General features: G+C 63.5%; 16 protein-coding genes. 10 read left to right on the top strand and 6 right to left on the bottom strand.

The window, feature by feature from the left end; all coding sequences use genetic code 11:
- Window positions 1-46 precede the first annotated feature (46 nt).
- The 6 genes from V6E02_RS00600 to queF form a co-directional block, all read right to left on the bottom strand.
- Window positions 47-475 carry a PilZ domain-containing protein gene (locus V6E02_RS00600; RefSeq protein WP_347306129.1) on the bottom strand — a complete coding sequence of 143 codons (429 nt, stop codon included), beginning with the start codon at window positions 473-475 and terminating at the stop codon, window positions 47-49.
- A gap of 126 nt (window positions 476-601) precedes the next feature.
- Window positions 602-814: a type II toxin-antitoxin system HicA family toxin gene (locus V6E02_RS00595; RefSeq protein WP_347306127.1), complete on the bottom strand. Its 213-nt coding sequence runs from the start codon at window positions 812-814 to the stop codon at window positions 602-604.
- Window positions 811-1020 (bottom strand): type II toxin-antitoxin system HicB family antitoxin, encoded by a 210-nt coding sequence (locus V6E02_RS00590; protein WP_347306125.1) that lies wholly within the window; start codon window positions 1018-1020, stop codon window positions 811-813. Before V6E02_RS00590 ends, V6E02_RS00595 begins: the two co-directional genes overlap by 4 nt.
- Window positions 1021-1053: 33 nt before the next feature.
- The gene (locus tag V6E02_RS00585; protein ID WP_347306123.1) at window positions 1054-1569 is read right to left on the bottom strand and encodes a PilZ domain-containing protein; all 516 of its coding nucleotides are present in this window, start codon (window positions 1567-1569) and stop codon (window positions 1054-1056) included.
- Between the two features lie 8 nt (window positions 1570-1577).
- Window positions 1578-2834, bottom strand: coding sequence for an FGGY-family carbohydrate kinase (locus V6E02_RS00580; RefSeq protein WP_347306121.1), 1257 nt, complete (start codon window positions 2832-2834; stop codon window positions 1578-1580).
- A gap of 163 nt (window positions 2835-2997) precedes the next feature.
- The gene (gene queF, locus V6E02_RS00575; protein WP_347306119.1) at window positions 2998-3417 is read right to left on the bottom strand and encodes a preQ(1) synthase; all 420 of its coding nucleotides are present in this window, start codon (window positions 3415-3417) and stop codon (window positions 2998-3000) included.
- A gap of 118 nt (window positions 3418-3535) precedes the next feature.
- Between queF and smc the strand changes: the two genes are divergently transcribed.
- From smc to V6E02_RS00525, 10 genes are all read left to right on the top strand, one after another.
- On the top strand, window positions 3536-7051 hold the full coding sequence (smc, locus tag V6E02_RS00570) for a chromosome segregation protein SMC (protein WP_347306117.1): 3516 nt from the start codon (window positions 3536-3538) through the stop codon (window positions 7049-7051).
- A 34-nt stretch (window positions 7052-7085) separates the two neighbouring features.
- Complete coding sequence (locus V6E02_RS00565) at window positions 7086-8186, top strand: cell division protein ZipA (protein ID WP_347306115.1); 1101 nt, start codon at window positions 7086-7088, stop codon at window positions 8184-8186.
- Window positions 8187-8201: 15 nt separating this feature from the next.
- A complete protein-coding gene (ligA, locus tag V6E02_RS00560; RefSeq protein WP_347306113.1) occupies window positions 8202-10223 on the top strand; it encodes an NAD-dependent DNA ligase LigA in 2022 nt (673 codons plus the stop codon).
- 10 nt (window positions 10224-10233) lie between these two features.
- Entirely contained in the window at window positions 10234-11118 is an 885-nt protein-coding gene (gene galU / locus V6E02_RS00555) for a UTP--glucose-1-phosphate uridylyltransferase GalU (protein WP_347306111.1), read from the top strand.
- Between the two features lie 20 nt (window positions 11119-11138).
- Window positions 11139-11507 carry a DsrE family protein gene (locus tag V6E02_RS00550; protein ID WP_347306109.1) on the top strand — a complete coding sequence of 123 codons (369 nt, stop codon included), beginning with the start codon at window positions 11139-11141 and terminating at the stop codon, window positions 11505-11507.
- 412 nt (window positions 11508-11919) lie between these two features.
- Window positions 11920-12468 (top strand): hypoxanthine-guanine phosphoribosyltransferase, encoded by a 549-nt coding sequence (locus V6E02_RS00545; protein WP_347306107.1) that lies wholly within the window; start codon window positions 11920-11922, stop codon window positions 12466-12468.
- A gap of 245 nt (window positions 12469-12713) precedes the next feature.
- Window positions 12714-13460 (top strand): S-methyl-5'-thioinosine phosphorylase, encoded by a 747-nt coding sequence (locus tag V6E02_RS00540; protein ID WP_347306105.1) that lies wholly within the window; start codon window positions 12714-12716, stop codon window positions 13458-13460.
- A gap of 2 nt (window positions 13461-13462) precedes the next feature.
- Window positions 13463-13996: a peptide deformylase gene (def, locus tag V6E02_RS00535; RefSeq protein ID WP_347306104.1), complete on the top strand. Its 534-nt coding sequence runs from the start codon at window positions 13463-13465 to the stop codon at window positions 13994-13996.
- A complete protein-coding gene (gene gmhB / locus V6E02_RS00530) occupies window positions 13996-14538 on the top strand; it encodes a D-glycero-beta-D-manno-heptose 1,7-bisphosphate 7-phosphatase (RefSeq protein WP_347306102.1) in 543 nt (180 codons plus the stop codon). The genes def and gmhB overlap by 1 nt, the downstream gene beginning before the upstream one ends.
- A 925-nt stretch (window positions 14539-15463) precedes the next feature.
- Window positions 15464-16402 (top strand): UDP-glucuronic acid decarboxylase family protein, encoded by a 939-nt coding sequence (locus V6E02_RS00525; protein WP_347306100.1) that lies wholly within the window; start codon window positions 15464-15466, stop codon window positions 16400-16402.
- The last annotated feature ends 85 nt before the right edge of the window (window positions 16403-16487 follow it).

The following is a 16487-nucleotide window of genomic DNA, read 5'->3' as shown; positions in this document are numbered from 1 at the left end:
CGACACGATGTCGCAGCGGCGCAGGGTCCGGATCGGGTGCCGGCAGTCAGCGCGCCCTCGCATGCACTGCCCGCCGATGATGGCGGAACAGGGTGCGGTCGAGCCATTCCTGGGCTTCTTCGCTGAGATGGATGAGCTTGGCGCGGGTCTTGCCGTCCTGGGTGCCGATGATTTCCACCGGCAGCTTGAGCGGCCACGGCAGGCGCGGGGAAACGTAAAGCGAAACCACGCCCTGGCTGTGGGGCGCAAGCGTCTGTGGGTGTTCCCAGGCGATGCCCTGGCTGGTGAGCGCCATCGCCGTGGCCGGCGGCAGCGGCGTCTGACGCCGCAACAGTTCACCCACCAGGGTGAGAGTGAGGTCGATCTTGGCTTCCAGCCGGGCGACGTTGTGGTCGATGCGGTGTTCGGTGTCGCCGTCCTTGGGAAGGCTTTCGAGACTGCTCAGGGCTTGCAGCACGATGCTGTTGCCGTGCATCCATTCTGCCAGTTCCTCCGGCGCGAACGACTCTCGGGGCAGCCATTGGAAGGCAGTGTTGCGCTGAGGTGGACGCCGGTGGGTTCCACGTGGTTGGTTTGGAGAACGGACGAATAAGATCCAAACTCAGAGGTCTTTGGGCTGTAGCCCGGTGTGCTTGGCGATCCGCGCCAACATGCGCGGCCCTAATTCCTCGCCATCGTGAAACGCAAACACCACGTCCGGCCAGCCGGGGCGCGACAAGGTGCGGTGAGAACCTGATTGGCGTTTGACGCTCCAGCCGATCTGGAGCAATGCCGCGAGAACGCGCTTGGCCCTGGCCGACGGCCACTGGCTCATGCGGCAGCAGCGAAGGAAATGCTGATCGGTTCGGGGTGGCCTTCGCCGGCCTCGAGGCGCTCGGCCAATACACGCAGTGCCAGGATCTCCGCCTTGGCCATGGCTGCCTCGGCGCTAACCCCATAAACCAATACGCCGGGCAGTTCCGGCACTTCCGCAAGCCAGCGCCCGTCTTCTTCCTGCTCGTATTCGATACTCAGTTTCATGCATCACCTCGAGGGTTATGGCCAGATTCTAGGCTATTTGGCCCGCGCATGCACTGCCCGCCGATGATGGCGGAACAGGGTGCGGTCGAGCCATTCCTGGGCTTCTTCGCTGAGATGGATGAGCTTGGCGCGGGTCTTGCCGTCCTGGGTGCCGATGATTTCCACCGGCAGCTTGAGCGGCCACGGCAGGCGCGGGGAAACGTAAAGCGAAACCACGCCCTGGCTGTGGGGCGCAAGCGTCTGTGGGTGTTCCCAGGCGATGGTCTGGCTGGTGAGCGCCATCGCCGTGGCCGGCGGCAGCGGCGTCTGACGCCGCAACAGTTCACCCACCAGGGTGAGGGTCAGATCGATCTTGGCTTCCAGTCGCGCGAGGAGGGGATTGCCACCGCTTTCACCATCCCGTTCGCGCGAGGATTCGAGACTGGCCAAGGCCTGTAGCATGGCGACGTTGCCGCGCATCCAGTCGGCGAGTTCCTGTCCGTCGAACCGTTCCCGGGGCGTGAAAGCCAGGGGCAGGGTGAGATCCAGGGTGATACCCGCCGATGCCACGAGGCACCTCAGGCCAACAGGCGCGTGCCCTGCTGGGCCAGCCGTGCGGCGCCATAAGCCGCCTCGGTGTGGCGCGCCGCTGTCACCGGCACCTCGAGCAACCGTGCGCGGATGGCGGTCCACGCGGCATTGCGTGCGCCACCGCCGGTGGTATAGACCCGCTTCAAAGGGCTTGCGCCCAGGGCCACCAGCCGCCGGTAGCCCTCCGCCTCGATGCGGGCGATGCCTTCCAGCAGGCCGTGCAGGAACCGCACGTCATCCTCCGGACGTGGATCCATCCGGGGCAGCAGGCCAGGATCGTTGACGGGAAAACGCTCGCCGGGCGCAGGCAGGGGATAGTAGTCGAGCCCGCTGGGAATGTTCGGGTCGATTTTTTCCGAGAGTTCCGCCAGGCGCCGGTCATCGAAGAACTGGCGCAACACCGCGCCGCCACTATTGGAAGCCCCGCCTGCCAGCCAGCGGCTGCCGTAGCGGTGGCTGTAGACGCCGCTGGCGGCATCCTGCACCGGGTGCGCCGAGAGGAGTTTGAGCGCTAGCGTGGAGCCCAGGGAGGTGACGCCATCGCCATTTTCCGATGCCCCCGCCGCGATGAAGGCGGCAATGCTATCGGTGGTGCCGGCGCGCACCAGGCAGTCGTCTGGAATATCCAGCTTGACCGCCACTTCCAGCGGTACCATGCCCAGGGTTTCACCAGGAGCGACCACCCGCGGCAGAAGGGAAGCGATGCCCAGTCCCCGCACCCAGTCTGGCCAGGTGAGGTGCTCCACGTCATAGCCGAGCTTGAGGGCGTTGTGGTAATCGCTCAGGCCCGGCCGGCCGGTGAGCATGGCCGCCAACCAGCTCGCCTGGTCGGTGCAATAGCGGGCACGCGCGGTGCCCGGCTGGGCGCGCAGCCACATTAACTTGGCTAGTCCTGACGTGGCCATGGCCGCCACGTGACCCGCTGGCGCCACCGCGCGGATGCGGGCGGCCTCGTCCTGGGCGCGATCGTCGTTGTAGAGGAGGGGCGCGGTAATGGGCCGGTTGGTGGCGTCAGTGAGCAACACGGTTCCCGAGGTGCCTGCCACCGCAATGGCCCCGAGCCGGTGCCGCAGATTCCTCGGCAGTTCGGCCACCAGCCAAGCCAGGGCCTTAAGCCAGCTCATCCATTCGTGGACGTCATAGAGGGCATGGGCCCGGGCCAGGACGCGTCCTCCCTCGTCAATGACGCACGCCCGGGCGCCACTGGTGCCGAAATCCAGGCCCAGGAAAAGATCGTTGCTCATTACGCCGATGTTCTTTTCTTGTTAAATCGAGGCAGTATAGTAACGCGAATGGCAAAAAGGCGGCAGTGAGCGTTCAGGAAAAAGTCCGGGCGGCGTGCCGGGGTTTCATCGAGGTTTGCCAAGGCCGCTGCCACGGCGCGCCGTCACCCGGGACGCGCAAGTGTCAGCCGCGCATGTTGGACTGGGGTGGGAAGGCGGTGAGTTCCACCAGCGGCCGTGGCTGCCAGCCGGGCCGATGGTATTCCGCCACCACATTGGTGAAAATTCCCCCGCGCACGTAGAACTTGGCCGTCAGCCGCATGAAACGGGGCTGAGTGGCCGTCACCAAGTCATCCAAGATGCGGTTGGTGACGGCCTCGTGGAACGCGCCCTCGTTACGGTAAGACCAGATGTAGAGCTTGAGACTTTTGAGCTCGACGCATTTGTGGTCCGGAATGTAATCGAGAAAGAGGGTGGCGAAATCCGGCTGCCCGGTCTTGGGACACAGGCAGGTGAATTCCGGAATCTCCATGTGGATGTGGTAGTCCCGGTCGGGATAGGGATTATCGAAGGTTTCCAGGGACTTGGAAGGCTGGCTCGGCATGGCTCGAATCTCGTGGGAATTCGGGTAGAATTATACGGCATCGCGCGGCGGCCCCCAGCCGCCGACCACCACACGGACGCGCGCACAAGGCGCTTCCCCGATCGAGAACAAGACATCCGTGCGACTGACCCACATCAAGCTGGCGGGCTTCAAGTCCTTCGTCGATCCCACCACTATCCACGTTCCCGGGCAGCTCATCGGCATCGTCGGTCCCAATGGCTGCGGCAAATCCAATGTCATCGATGCGGTGCGCTGGGTGCTGGGAGAATCCTCGGCCAAGCATCTGCGCGGCGAGTCCATGCAGGACGTGCTGTTCAACGGTTCCGGTGGCCGCAAGCCGGTCTCGCGCGCCAGTGTCGAGCTGGTGTTCGACAATAGCCTAGGGCGTGCCCATGGCCAGTGGTCGGCCTATGCCGAGATTTCCGTCAAGCGCGTGCTCGACCGCAACGGCGACTCCAACTATTACATCAACAACATCCACGTGCGCCGGCGCGACGTGACCGACATGTTCCTCGGCACCGGCCTGGGGGCGCGTGCTTACGCCATCATCGAGCAGGGCATGATATCGCGCGTGGTGGAAGCCAAGCCCGAGGAATTGCGTGTGTTCCTAGAGGAAGCGGCAGGGGTGTCCATCTACAAGGAACGCCGGCGCGAAACCGAACTGCGCCTGCGGGATACGCGCGAGAACCTGCTGCGGGTGGATGACATCCGCCAGGAACTCGCCGGCCAGCTGGAGAAACTCGCGGCCCAGGCCGAGGTGGCGCGCCAGTACCACACGCTGAACGACCAATTGACCGCCTCCCAGCACATGCTGTGGTTCCTGCGCAAGCAGGAGGCGCAGGGCCAGTGGGAGCGAATGGCGCGCGAAGTGGAACGGCTGGTAAACGAACTGGAGGCAGAGACCGCGCGCCTGCGTGAAGCCGAGGCGCGACTGGAAGAAGCGCGTACCGCCCATTACCAGGCCAGCGATCGCTTGCACGAGGTGCAGGCCCAGGTCTATGCGGCCAACAGCGAGGTGGCCCGGATCGAACAGCAGCTGGCGCACCAGCGCGACAACCATGCCCGCATGACGCAACAACGCGCGGCACTCATGGAACGACTGGCACAAAGCCGGGCGCGGCAGGAAGCGGCCGAAGCGGAACTCGCCGACTGGCGGGAGAAACTGATCGCCGCACGCGAGGCGGTGGCCGAGGCCGAAGCGGCCGTGGTGCAAGAAAAAGCAGCGCTGCCTGTAGCCCGCGCGGCCTTCGAAGCGGCGCAACAGCGACATCTTGAGCTGCAGAAGAACCTCACCGATGTGGAGCAGGGTCGGCGCGTGGAGGAGACCCATTACGCCCACGCGGAAAAGACCCTGGAACAGCTCTACGGACGCATGAGCCGCCTGGAAGACGAGCGCAGCCGACTCGAGGTGCCGGATTCCGCGCGTCTTGCGCGCCTGCGTAGCGAGGTGGAAGCCGCTTCCCGTGTCCTCGAAGAAGCGCGCCGGGGGTATGCCGAGATGCACCAGCGCCAGCCGGAGCTGGAGCGCAGCCTGCGTGAAGCCCAGGGACGGGTGCAGGAGAGCGTGCGTGCGCTCGCCGCGCTGGAGGCGCGTCGACAGGCCCTGGAGCAGATGCAGGCCGCCGCCGACCAGGATGAAAAGCTGGCCGCGTGGCTGGGCCGTCACGGTCTCAGCCATCTAGCCCGGTTATGGCAAAAGCTGGACATTGCCAACGGCTGGGACGTGGCCTTGGAGGGTGTGCTGCGGGAGCGGGTCCATGCGCTGGTGGTGGACGATGTGGCGCGCGCCGGCGCATGGCTTGCCGATCTGCCCCCAGCGGCGGTGGTCCTGACGGAAATCGGCAGCACCGCCACGCCTGAGGCGCGCGCTGATTTCACGCCCCTTCTCCAGTACGTACGCTGGAAGGGCGAAGGCGGCGGCTGTCTGGTGGACTGGCTGGCCGGCGTGTATGCCGTGGCCGATTGCGCCCAGGCGCTCGCCCTGCGGGATCGGCTCGCGCCGGGCGAAGCCATCGTCTGCCAGGCGGGCCACGTGATTACCCGCAACAGCCTGAGCTTTCATGGCGAGCAATCGCCCTTGCACGGGGTGCTGCTGCGACAGCGCGAGATCGAGCAACTCGCCCAGGCGATCGCGAGCCAGCGGGCACGCCAGGGCGAACTGGAACAGTGGGTCGAACAGGCGGAGGCCGCCCTCGCGAGCCACAAGACCGAGCTGGCCGCACGGCAGACTGAAATCAGTCGCATGCAGCAGGCGGTGCACCAACTCCAGCTGGAGGTGCAGAAACTCACCCAGCTGGAAGCGCAGGCCCACCAGCGTTCCCAGGCCATCGAGGATGAACTTGGGGAAGTGCGTGCCGCCATCGAGCGGGAGCAGGCACAGAAATTGGCGAGTGCCGAGGCACTGCGGGAACTGCGCCTGCGCATGGAGGAGCTGCTGGAGCATCTGCAAGACGCCAAGCACGCCCGCGACGAAGCCGAGGAGGCGCTCAACCGCCAGCGCAATCGGCTGGGCGAAGTGGAGCGCGCGGCGCAGGAAGCGGTATTCGGCGAGCGCAGCTGCGCAGCCAAGGTGGCGGAGCTAGAAAACCTGGTGCGGCTCTCTCGCGAAGAGGAGGAACGGCTGGCGGCGGAACTGGCACGTCTCGACAAGGAGCTTGTCGAACTCGACGAAGCGCCTTTGCGCACCGCCCTGGATGCGGCCCTAAAAGCACGCCAGCAGGCGGAAGCGCTACAGGCCGGCGCACGCGATGCCCTGGCCCAGGCGGCCCAGGCACTGCAGGCGGTGGAGCAGGAGCGGGCGGAGGTCGAGCGGCGACTCGGTCCCCTGCGCGACCGGCTGGAGCAGGCGCGGCTCAAGGAACAGGAGGCGCGTCTGAGCAATGAGCAGGCGCAAGCCCAACTCCAGGAGGCGCAGGCGGATCTGCAAACCCTGGCCGCGCAGGTTAAGAAGGGCGTGCGGGCCGATCATCTCGCGCGGGAAATCGTCCGGCTCAAACAAGACATCGAAGCGTTGGGTGCGGTCAACCTCGCCGCGCTGGAGGAACTCGAGGCGGCCAGCGCGCGCAAGACCTATCTCGACGCCCAGGCCGCCGATCTCGCCCAGGCGGTGGAGACCTTGGAAACCGCGATCGCACGCATCGACCGAGAAACCCGCGAGCGGCTACAGCAAACCTATGACACGGTGAACCGCTATTTCAAGGAGCTGTTCCCCTCCATCTTCCGCGGCGGGCATGCCGAACTCATCCTCACCGGCGACAACCTGCTGGATGCGGGGGTGCAAATCGTGGCCCAGCCGCCGGGCAAACGCAACAACAGCCTGCATCTGCTCTCGGGCGGGGAGAAGGCCCTGACGGCGCTGGCTTTGGTGTTCTCTCTGTTCCGCCTCAATCCGGCGCCCTTCTGTCTGCTGGACGAGGTGGACGCGCCGCTGGATGATGCCAATACTCTGCGCTACTGCGAACTGGTCAAACGCATGTCGGAGCACACCCAGTTCCTTTTCGTGACCCACAACAAGATCACCATGGAAATGGCCCAACAGCTCATTGGCGTCACCATGCCGGAGCCCGGCGTGTCGCGCGTGGTGGCGGTGGACGTGGATGATGCGATGAAGATGCAGGAAAAGGCCGTGGCCTAAAAGAAGTGCGCCACTAGCCGAAAAGGATGCAAGCATGAACGATCTGCAACTGAGTCTGCTGGCCTTGGGGGCCCTGGTGATCCTCGGGGTGGTGGCCTACAACGCCTGGCAGGAGCGCCGTTTCCGCAAGCTCGCCCAGGAGCGTTTCCAGGCCCAGCGTGATGACGTGCTGTTTGGCGCTACCCGATTAGGCAAGACCCCCAGCCAGACGCGCATCGAGCCCACGGTGTCTCCGGCGCTTGCGCCAGGGGAACCCGAGGTGCTGCGCGAACCGGCGCATCCCCCTGCCACGCCCCCGGCCGACGCGGAGTGGCCGCCAGAAGTGGACCGCGCCATCGCCTGCGTGGCGCGCCTGGAATTGGCCGAGCCCCAGGTGGGCCAAACGGTGAAGGCGGCGCTCGCCACCGATATGCCCTGGGACAAGCCCTGTACCTGGTATGGCCGCACGCCCGGAGGTGAATGGATGGCAGTGGCCGAGGCGCGCGAGTCGGCAGAGTTTGCCGTAGTCGTGGGCGCGCTGCAGCTTGCCGACCGCGCCGGCGCGGTGACGGCTGAGACCGTGGATCGTTTCCTGCACCAGGCACAGGAGGCCGCCGCCCGTCTCATGGCCGTGGCCCAGCTGCCGGAGAAAGCCGCCACGCTGGAAGCGGCCCGTGCCCTGGATGAATTCTGCGCCGACGTGGACGTGTTGGTGGGCGTAAACGTGGTGGCGGTGGGACAGGCGAGTTTCCCCGGTACCCAACTGCGGGCGCTGGCGGAGGCCGCCGGCCTGCGGCTTTCCGCCGACGGCACCTTCCAGTACCGGGATGAGCAGAACAACGTTCTCTACGCTTTGGCCAACCAGGAACCTGCTCCCTTCGAGGCGGCGACCCTGCGCCAATTTTCCACCCATGGGGTGACCTTGCTGTTCGATGTGCCCCGCGTCGCGGGCGGGCTCAAGGTGTTCGACCAGATGATGCAGTTCGCCCGCCACCTCGCCGACACGCTGCACGGAACCCTGGTGGACGACAACCTGCGTCCCTTGAGCGACGAGGGCGTGGCCAAGATTCGTCAGCAATTGTTAGCCCTTTACGCCAAGATGGATGCGCGCGGCATTCCCGCTGGCAGTGCCCAGGCCCTGCGCCTGTTTTCCTGACGCGAATTCTGCCGCATGACCGCCCCGCGCGAGATCGCCGAACGGATCCGGAAGCTGCGGGAAGAGATCGCGCGGCACGATTACCTCTATTACGTGCGCAATGCGCCGGAGATTCCGGACGCCGAATACGACCGCCTCTTCCGCGAGCTGCAGGAACTGGAGGCGCGCTATCCTGAACTGGTGACGCCGGATTCGCCTACCCAGCGGGTAGGGGGCGCGCCGGCGTCAGAATTTCGCGAAGTGAAGCATCGGGTGCCGATGCTTTCCCTCAACAACGCCTTCACGGACGAGGACGTGGCGAATTTCGACCGCCGCGTGCGCGAGGCACTCTCCCAAACACGGGTGGAATACAACTGCGAGCCCAAATTCGATGGGCTGGCCATCAGCCTGGTCTATGCGCGTGGCGTACTGACCACGGCAGCCACGCGCGGCGACGGGAGCACCGGCGAAGACGTCACTGCCAACGTGCGCACCATTCCCGCCATTCCCCTGCGCTTGCACGCCACACATCCGCCGACATTATTGGAAGTGCGTGGCGAGGTGCTCATGCTCAAAGAAGACTTCCAAGCGCTCAATGCTGAGCAGCGACGCAAGGGCGAGAAAGAATTCGCCAATCCACGCAATGCGGCAGCCGGCTCCCTGCGTCAGCTCGATCCCAAGATCACCGCCTCGCGCAAGCTCACCTTCTTTGCCTATGCTCTGGGTGCGGTGGAAGGTGCGCGTCTGCCCGGCACCCAGAGCGCAGTGCTGGACTGGCTCGCGGAATTGCATTTCCCGGTCACCACCGACAGGCGTGTGGTCGAGGGTCTAGAAGGGCTGTTGGGTTACTACCGGGAAATGGGCCGGCGGCGGGCGAATCTTCCCTTCGAGATCGACGGCGTGGTGTACAAAGTCAATGACTTGCGCGCGCAGGACGAACTTGGGTTCGTGGCGCGCGCCCCGCGCTGGGCCATCGCTCATAAGTATCCACCGGAAGAAGAGATCACCCAGATCCTGGACATCGAGGTACAGGTGGGGCGTACCGGCGCGCTTACGCCAGTGGCGCGCCTGAAGCCGGTGCAGGTGGGGGGCGTCACGGTGACCAATGCCACCCTGCATAACGAGGACGAAATCCGGCGCAAAGACATCCACATTGGCGACTACGTGATCGTGCGCCGCGCCGGCGATGTCATCCCGGAAGTGGTGAGCGTGGTCAAGGAACGGCGGCCTGCAGACGTGCGCCCCTTCCAGATGCCGAAGCAGTGCCCGGTGTGTGGCTCAAGGGTGGTGCGGCTGGAGGGCGAAGCCATCGCCCGTTGTTCCGGCGGTCTTTACTGTCCCGCTCAACGCAAGCAGGCGTTGCTGCACTTCGCCAGCCGTCGAGCCATGGACATCGAGGGCCTGGGCGAGAAACTGGTGGATCAATTGGTGGACAAGGGCCTGGTGAAAACCCCGGCAGATCTCTACCGGCTCGACTTGCCTACCCTGGCCGCACTGGAACGCATGGGCGAGAAATCCGCGCAAAACTTGCTCGATGCCATCGAAAAGAGCAAGCACACCACCCTGGAGCGCTTCATCTATGCCCTAGGGATCCGCAACGTGGGAGAAGCCACGGCGCGCGACCTGGCCCGTCATTTCGGGGCGCTGGACCCGCTGATGCATGCCAGCGTTAAGGAACTCATAAAGGTGCCGGAGGTTGGGCCGGTGGTGGCGGAGAGCATCGTGCAGTTCTTCGCCGAGCCCCACAACCGGCAGGTGATCGCCGATCTGCGCCGCCTGGGCGTGTGCTGGGAGGAGGGGCGCGCGAAGCGGCGCGCCGCCGTGGCGGGTGTGGCCGGCAAGACCTTCGTGCTCACCGGCACGCTGCCGAACTGGACGCGGGAGGAGGCCAAGGAAAAAATCGAAGCCGCCGGCGGTAAGGTCACCGGTAGCGTGTCGACGAAGACCGACTACGTGGTGGTGGGGGCCAACCCGGGCAGCAAACTGGCTCGGGCCGAAGAGCTGGGGGTTCCCCTATTGGACGAAGACGGGCTCAAGGCTCTGCTCGGCGAAACATAAGCGAGGAGACATGCAAAAGAAACTCAGCAAGGCGGTCTATCCCGTGGCGGGCATGGGCACACGGTTTCTGCCGGCCACCAAGGCCAGTCCCAAGGAAATGCTGCCGGTGGTGGACAAGCCCTTGATCCAGTACGCGGTGGAGGAGGCCATCGCCGCGGGACTGAGCGAAATGGTGTTCGTCACTGGGCGCAGCAAGCGTGCCATCGAGGACCATTTCGACAAGAACTACGAACTCGAGGCGGAGCTTGCCGCGCGCGGCAAGCACGAGGTCCTAGCAGCATTGCGCGCCATGCTTCCCCCTGCGGTGAGCTGCGTCTATACCCGGCAGTCGGAGGCGCTGGGACTCGGGCATGCGGTGCTGTGCGCCCAGCCGGTGGTGGATGGGGAACCCTTCGCCGTCATCCTTGCCGATGACTTGATCGACGCTCGCCCACCGGTACTGGCCCAGATGGTGGCGCTCTACGAGCGTCACCAATGCTCGATTCTCGGCGTGCAACAAGTGGAGCGCGCCCACACCCGCTTTTATGGCATCGTCGATGCCCACGCCATGAGCGATCGCTTGTGGCGGGTGAAGGGCATCGTCGAGAAGCCGTGCCCCGAAGAGGCCCCCTCCACCCTCGCCGTGGTGGGTCGTTACATCCTCACGCCGCGCGTGTTCGACCTGCTGCGCCAGGTGGCGCCTGGGGCGGGGGGCGAGATCCAGCTCACCGATGCCATTGCCGCGCTGCTGGCGGAAGAGCCTGTCCTGGCGTATGAATTCACGGGCACCCGCTACGACTGCGGCAGCAAACTGGGGTACCTCAAGGCCACCATAGACTATGCTTTGAAACATCCGGACGTGGGCGCGGCATTCCGCGACTATTTGCTCTCCCTGAAGTGCCGACTGCCTCAGTGATCGCCGCCAAGGAGGACATCATGGCCGACAAACTGATGATCGTGATGGTCAATACCGATCCGCGTAATCCGGCGGAGCTGGGCGCGCCATTCTTCCAAGCCACGGTCGCCGCGGCCATGGAATACGACGTGGAAATCATCCTCACCGCCGGCGCGGGCGAATTGGCCAAGCGCGGCGTGGCCGAGCGTATCCAGATCAAGGAAGGCAGCGGTAAAACCGTGTATGACTTCATGCGCGATGCCCACGAAGCCGGCGTGCGCTTCAAGGTGTGTACGCCCACCCTGGAATTGTGGGGCGAGGACCTCATTCCCGAAATCGAGGAAACCGTGGGCGGTGCCTACCTCATCCAGCGCGCCATGGACGATGACACCGTGACCTTCACCTACTGAGGGGCCAGTGCTGGGCGTGTGGCTGCCGCTTTAGCCGCGAGGGATTCAATTTCCTTATTTCCTTCGCAGATCGACGCTGACGCGTCTTGCAAGCCGTCCAGGCTTGTGAAAGTGGGTGAGCGGCTGCGCGTGCGCCGCCATGACCGCGCAAGCAGCAATCCACTTTGGCGTCTGTAACCGCGGGACAGCCATGGGTCCTCCCCACGCAGCCGAGGCCCCAGAAAGCATCTGGCGCGGGGACGAGTTTGCGTGGGCGGCGCCGGCCAACCCGTCGCCTGGATCCCGCTTGGCCGGGGACGACGGAAAGAGGTCGCGCACTGACCTCATTCGCGATAAGGATGCAGGGATGGGTGGGAGCGGCTTTGGCCGCGATCGAAAACGAATAAAAGGCCATTCTGGTGAGGACAAATCAGTGCTGAGTACGGAACAAGCCTGGGCGCTGCTCGCGCAGGCAGAACTGGTCTATTCCCGTGAGCAGGTGGCTGCCGCCATTGCGCGCGTGGCGGAGGAGATCACCGCCCGTTTGGGCAGTCGCCATCCCGTGCTGCTGTCGGTAATGGGTGGCGCGGTGGTATTCACCGGTCAGCTTTTGCCTCTGCTGCGCTTTCCCCTGGAGTTTGACTACGTGCACGCCAGCCGCTATGGCCGCGGCACCCAGGGACAGGAATTGATCTGGAAGGTGTTGCCCAGCGAGAGCGTGAAAGGACGAGTGGTCTTGGTGTTGGACGACATTCTGGACGAAGGGCGTACTCTGGCCGCGATTCTGGACAAGCTCCGCGAGCTGGGCGCAGCCGAGGTGTACACCGCGGTTCTCACCGAGAAGGAAACGGGACGCCCCAAACCCATCGAGGCCGACTTCGTCGGCCTGAAACTGCCAAACCGCTTCGTGTTCGGCTGTGGCATGGATGTCCATGGCGCTTGGCGCAACCTGCCCGAAATCTATGCGCTGAAGCAGAACTGAGTCTTCGAGGCGAGACAGCACCTCCCGCGTGCGCCTGGAGCGGCCGTGTCCGCTTGCAAAAATACGCGACTTGCCGGGTGTGGATCGTCGTTGCCGCGTGGGCGGCAATTCGTCATCCCATGGCGAGTGTCCCCAGTGCCCGCCTGTACGGGGACGATGGAAACTTGGCATGTGGCTACGAAATCCTCGATAAACCCAGGTAGAATCACGACCCATCCCATCATTGGCACGCGGAAACGTCACGCATGCTTGCGATCATCGGCGGCACCGGCCTTACCCAGCTCGCGAACTTGGAAATCACCCATCGCCAGGTCATTCGCACACCCTACGGCGAGCCTTCCGGCGCGCTCACCTTCGGCCGCATCAAAAACGAGGAGGTGATCTTTTTGGCCCGCCACGGCTATGGACACACCATCGCGCCCCACGAGGTCAATTACCGAGCCAACATGTGGGCCCTACACTCGCGGGGCGTGAAAGACGTGGTGTCTGTCGCCTCGGTGGGTGGTATCCACCCGGATCTGACACCCGGGCGCATCGTCGTTCCGGACCAGATCATCGACTACACGTGGGGGCGCAAGAGCACTTACCGGGAAGGCAACGAAACGCCGGTGACGCACCTGGACTTCACGCATCCTTACTGCGAAGACATGCGCCAGCTTTGCATGCGAGCGGCCGAGGCCGCAGGAGAAAGCTACGTGGCAGGCGGCGTTTATGCCTGCACCCAGGGGCCGCGGCTCGAAACCAAAGCCGAGATCGATCGCCTGGAGCGGGACGGAGCCACCATGGTGGGCATGACCGGCATGCCGGAAGCCATCCTGGCCAAGGAACTGGGCCTGTGTTATGCCCACTTGGGCGTGGTGGCGAACTACGCCGCGGGGCGGGGGGCGAGCGCACAAGGCATTCGTCTCACCGACGTGGAATCCGTGCTCAAGGGTGCCATGCAGCGTGTGCGCACCATCCTGGAGCACCTGGTGAGTCTGCATAGCAGCTGATTATGGCCGTGCGTGAAATCCTACGCATGGGGGATCCACGACTATTGCGCGTGGCCGATCCGGTCGCGCACTTCGACACCCCCGAGCTGCACGCCCTCATTCAGGACATGCACGACACCATGGAGGCGCACAACGGTGCCGGACTTGCCGCGCCACAGATCGGGGTTTTACTGCAAGTCGTGATCTTCGGTGTCCGCCGCAATCCGCGCTATCCAGACGCCGAGGATGTGCCCTACACCGTGCTCATCAATCCAAGCCTCAGCAAGCTGGACGACGAAATGGAAGAGGGTTGGGAAGGCTGTCTTTCCGTGCCCGGCCTGCGTGGCATGGTGCCGCGTTACAAGCGTTTGCGCTACCAGGGCTTCGATGCCTACGGCGCGTCCATCGACCGCACCGTGGAAGGTTTCCATGCCCGCGTGGTGCAGCACGAGGTGGATCACCTCTACGGCATCCTCTATCCCATGCGCATGCGCGACATGCGCAAATTCGGTTTCACGGACGTGCTCTTTCCCGGGCAGAACTTGCAGGACGACTGATGGACAAACCCGCCGTTTTCCTCGACCGTGACGGGACCCTCAACGTAGAGAAGGAGTACCTCCATCGCTGGCAGGATTGGGAATGGATCCCAGGCGCCATCGACGCCATCCGGCGCCTGAACGAAGCGGGTTTCCTGGTCATCGTCACCACCAACCAGTCCGGCATTGCCCGCGGCTACTACACCGAGGCGGACGTATTGGAATTGCACCGACAGGTGGACGCGGACCTGGCGCGCCACGGTGGCCACATCGACGCCTACTACTACTGCCCCCATCACCCCCAGTACGGGCCCCTTCGCGACTGTGATTGCCGCAAGCCCGAACCTGGCATGCTGCTCAGGGCCGCGGAAGAGCACGACATCGACCTCACACGCTCCTACATCATCGGCGACAAGGCGGCCGACATCGAGGCCGGCCTCGCGGTGGGCGCAACGCCAATCCTCGTGCTTACCGGCTATGGCGAGCAGGCGCGCGCGGACGTGCCGCCGGCCACCTTGGTGGTGCGGGATGTAGGGCGCGCGGTGGAGTGGATCTTGGGTTAGCGGTGGCTTGGGCTGGCACACCGCGCCTCAAGTTTGTCGCCGTGGTTCCGAAAAAGGACGTATCGATTGCGGCCTCAGCGACACAGAGGCAAGACACGCTGAACCGTGTCCCGGCTGCATCCATGCATCGAAACGTCTCGCCCATTACGCCAGCGGAGCGCTTTGATCCGCCCCTTTGGCATGTTTGCCTGCAGAGAAGGTCTGTCGTCATTCCCGACTCCAGCGCCGCTGGCAACCTAAATGGCCAGGTTTCTGTAGCACACCTTCCAACCTCTTCACGGGAGGTTAAAGTCTTGAATCGCCATGCCGAAAACGGCTAAGGGTGGCAAAAATGGGTTGCCCGCTACGCTGCCTCCTTCCGCTTCTAGGTGAAGTGCAGGTGCGTCCTTTTAAAGGGCGTTACAAAAGCAAGTGACAGGCTTAATGAGTGGTCCGTCATTCCCGCGAAAGCGGGACTCCAGAATCGTACCGGCCTTCTTCCTGGGTCCCCGCTTTGGCGGGGACGACGTAAGCGTGTCACCTGCTTACGTAGCACTCGATAAGGCAAGCAACCGTAGCCAGACCCAGCAGTGGCCGTTCCGTGTTTCCATCCAGGCACCGGGCGTGGGCGGAGACCCTACCCGCTCTGCTCATGGGCTGCGATGGCGTCCGACGAGCAGTCGATTGGGGTTTTAACCCAGATTGCTCTTCAGGACGCAGGATAGAGGTGATCGCAGGTGCGCCTGGGTTGCGCGCGATGGCCGCAGGGCATTGAATACCCGGTCGAGAATTCGACTGCGAGCCGGACTGCCTGGGCTCGTCCACCCCGGGTAGGCGCCGGAGAGATGTAAAAGACGGAGATGAATGTCATGGGTAGTTCATCTCATGGCGCGCGCACCGATTGACTAATGAATACTCTGAATGTAAAGGAGTAGTGGGGGAGTATATGCAGCGGATTCTGGTAACCGGCGGGGCTGGATTTTTGGGCTCACACTTGTGTGAGCGCTTGATTCAACGCGGATATGACGTATTGTGTGTTGACAATTTTTTTACGGGCACCAAAGCCAACATTTTTCATCTGCTAGCTCATCCTTATTTCGAGCTGTTGCGACATGACGTCACTTTCCCTCTGTATGTCGAGGTGGACCGGATATTCAACCTCGCATGTCCAGCTTCGCCCGTGCATTACCAGCGTGACCCAGTCCAGACCACGAAAACGAGCGTTCATGGTGCGATCAACATGCTGGGGCTGGCCAAGCGGATCAAGGCGCGCATATTGCAGGCATCTACGAGTGAAGTGTATGGCGATCCCGAGGTGCATCCACAAACGGAAGACTATTGGGGGCGCGTCAACCCAATTGGCCCACGCTCGTGTTATGACGAAGGTAAGCGCTGCGCCGAAACCCTATTTTTCGATTATCACCGCCAGCACAACCTGGATATCAAAGTGGCGCGAATCTTCAATACTTACGGCCCACGTATGCATCCGAATGATGGGAGAGTGGTAAGTAATTTTGTCGTGCAAGCTCTAAGAGGCGAAGACATCACAATTTTTGGGGATGGGCAGCAAACCCGCTCCTTCTGTTATGTCGATGACATGATCGAAGCGTTGTTGCGACTGATGGACAGTGACAAGGATTTTACGGGGCCCGTCAACCTTGGTAATCCGCAGGAAGTCACAATGCTGGAGCTCGCCGAGAAAATTTTGAAACTGGTCGGTGGAAAGGCAAAGATCACCTTTCGTCCTCTTCCGAAGGACGATCCCAAGCAACGCAAGCCAGATATTACTCTGGCTCGAGTCAAGCTTGGGTGGGCGCCGCAAGTGGAGCTGGAAGATGGGTTGCGGGAGACCATAGGCTATTTCAAAAGACTCCTAAAATCGTAGTGGTTGGCGGCTGGCTCGGTAGATGAGTGAGCAAAATTGGTGTGCGCAAAACAACGCGGACAATATGGCGTGAGCGTGCGCATGG

The sequence above is a fragment of the Thiobacter sp. AK1 genome (assembly GCF_039822265.1).
GTDB lineage: Bacteria > Pseudomonadota > Gammaproteobacteria > Burkholderiales > Thiobacteraceae > Thiobacter > Thiobacter aerophilum.
Note: the sequence above shows the minus strand (reverse complement) of the source record. Positions and strands in the feature narration are given on the sequence as shown.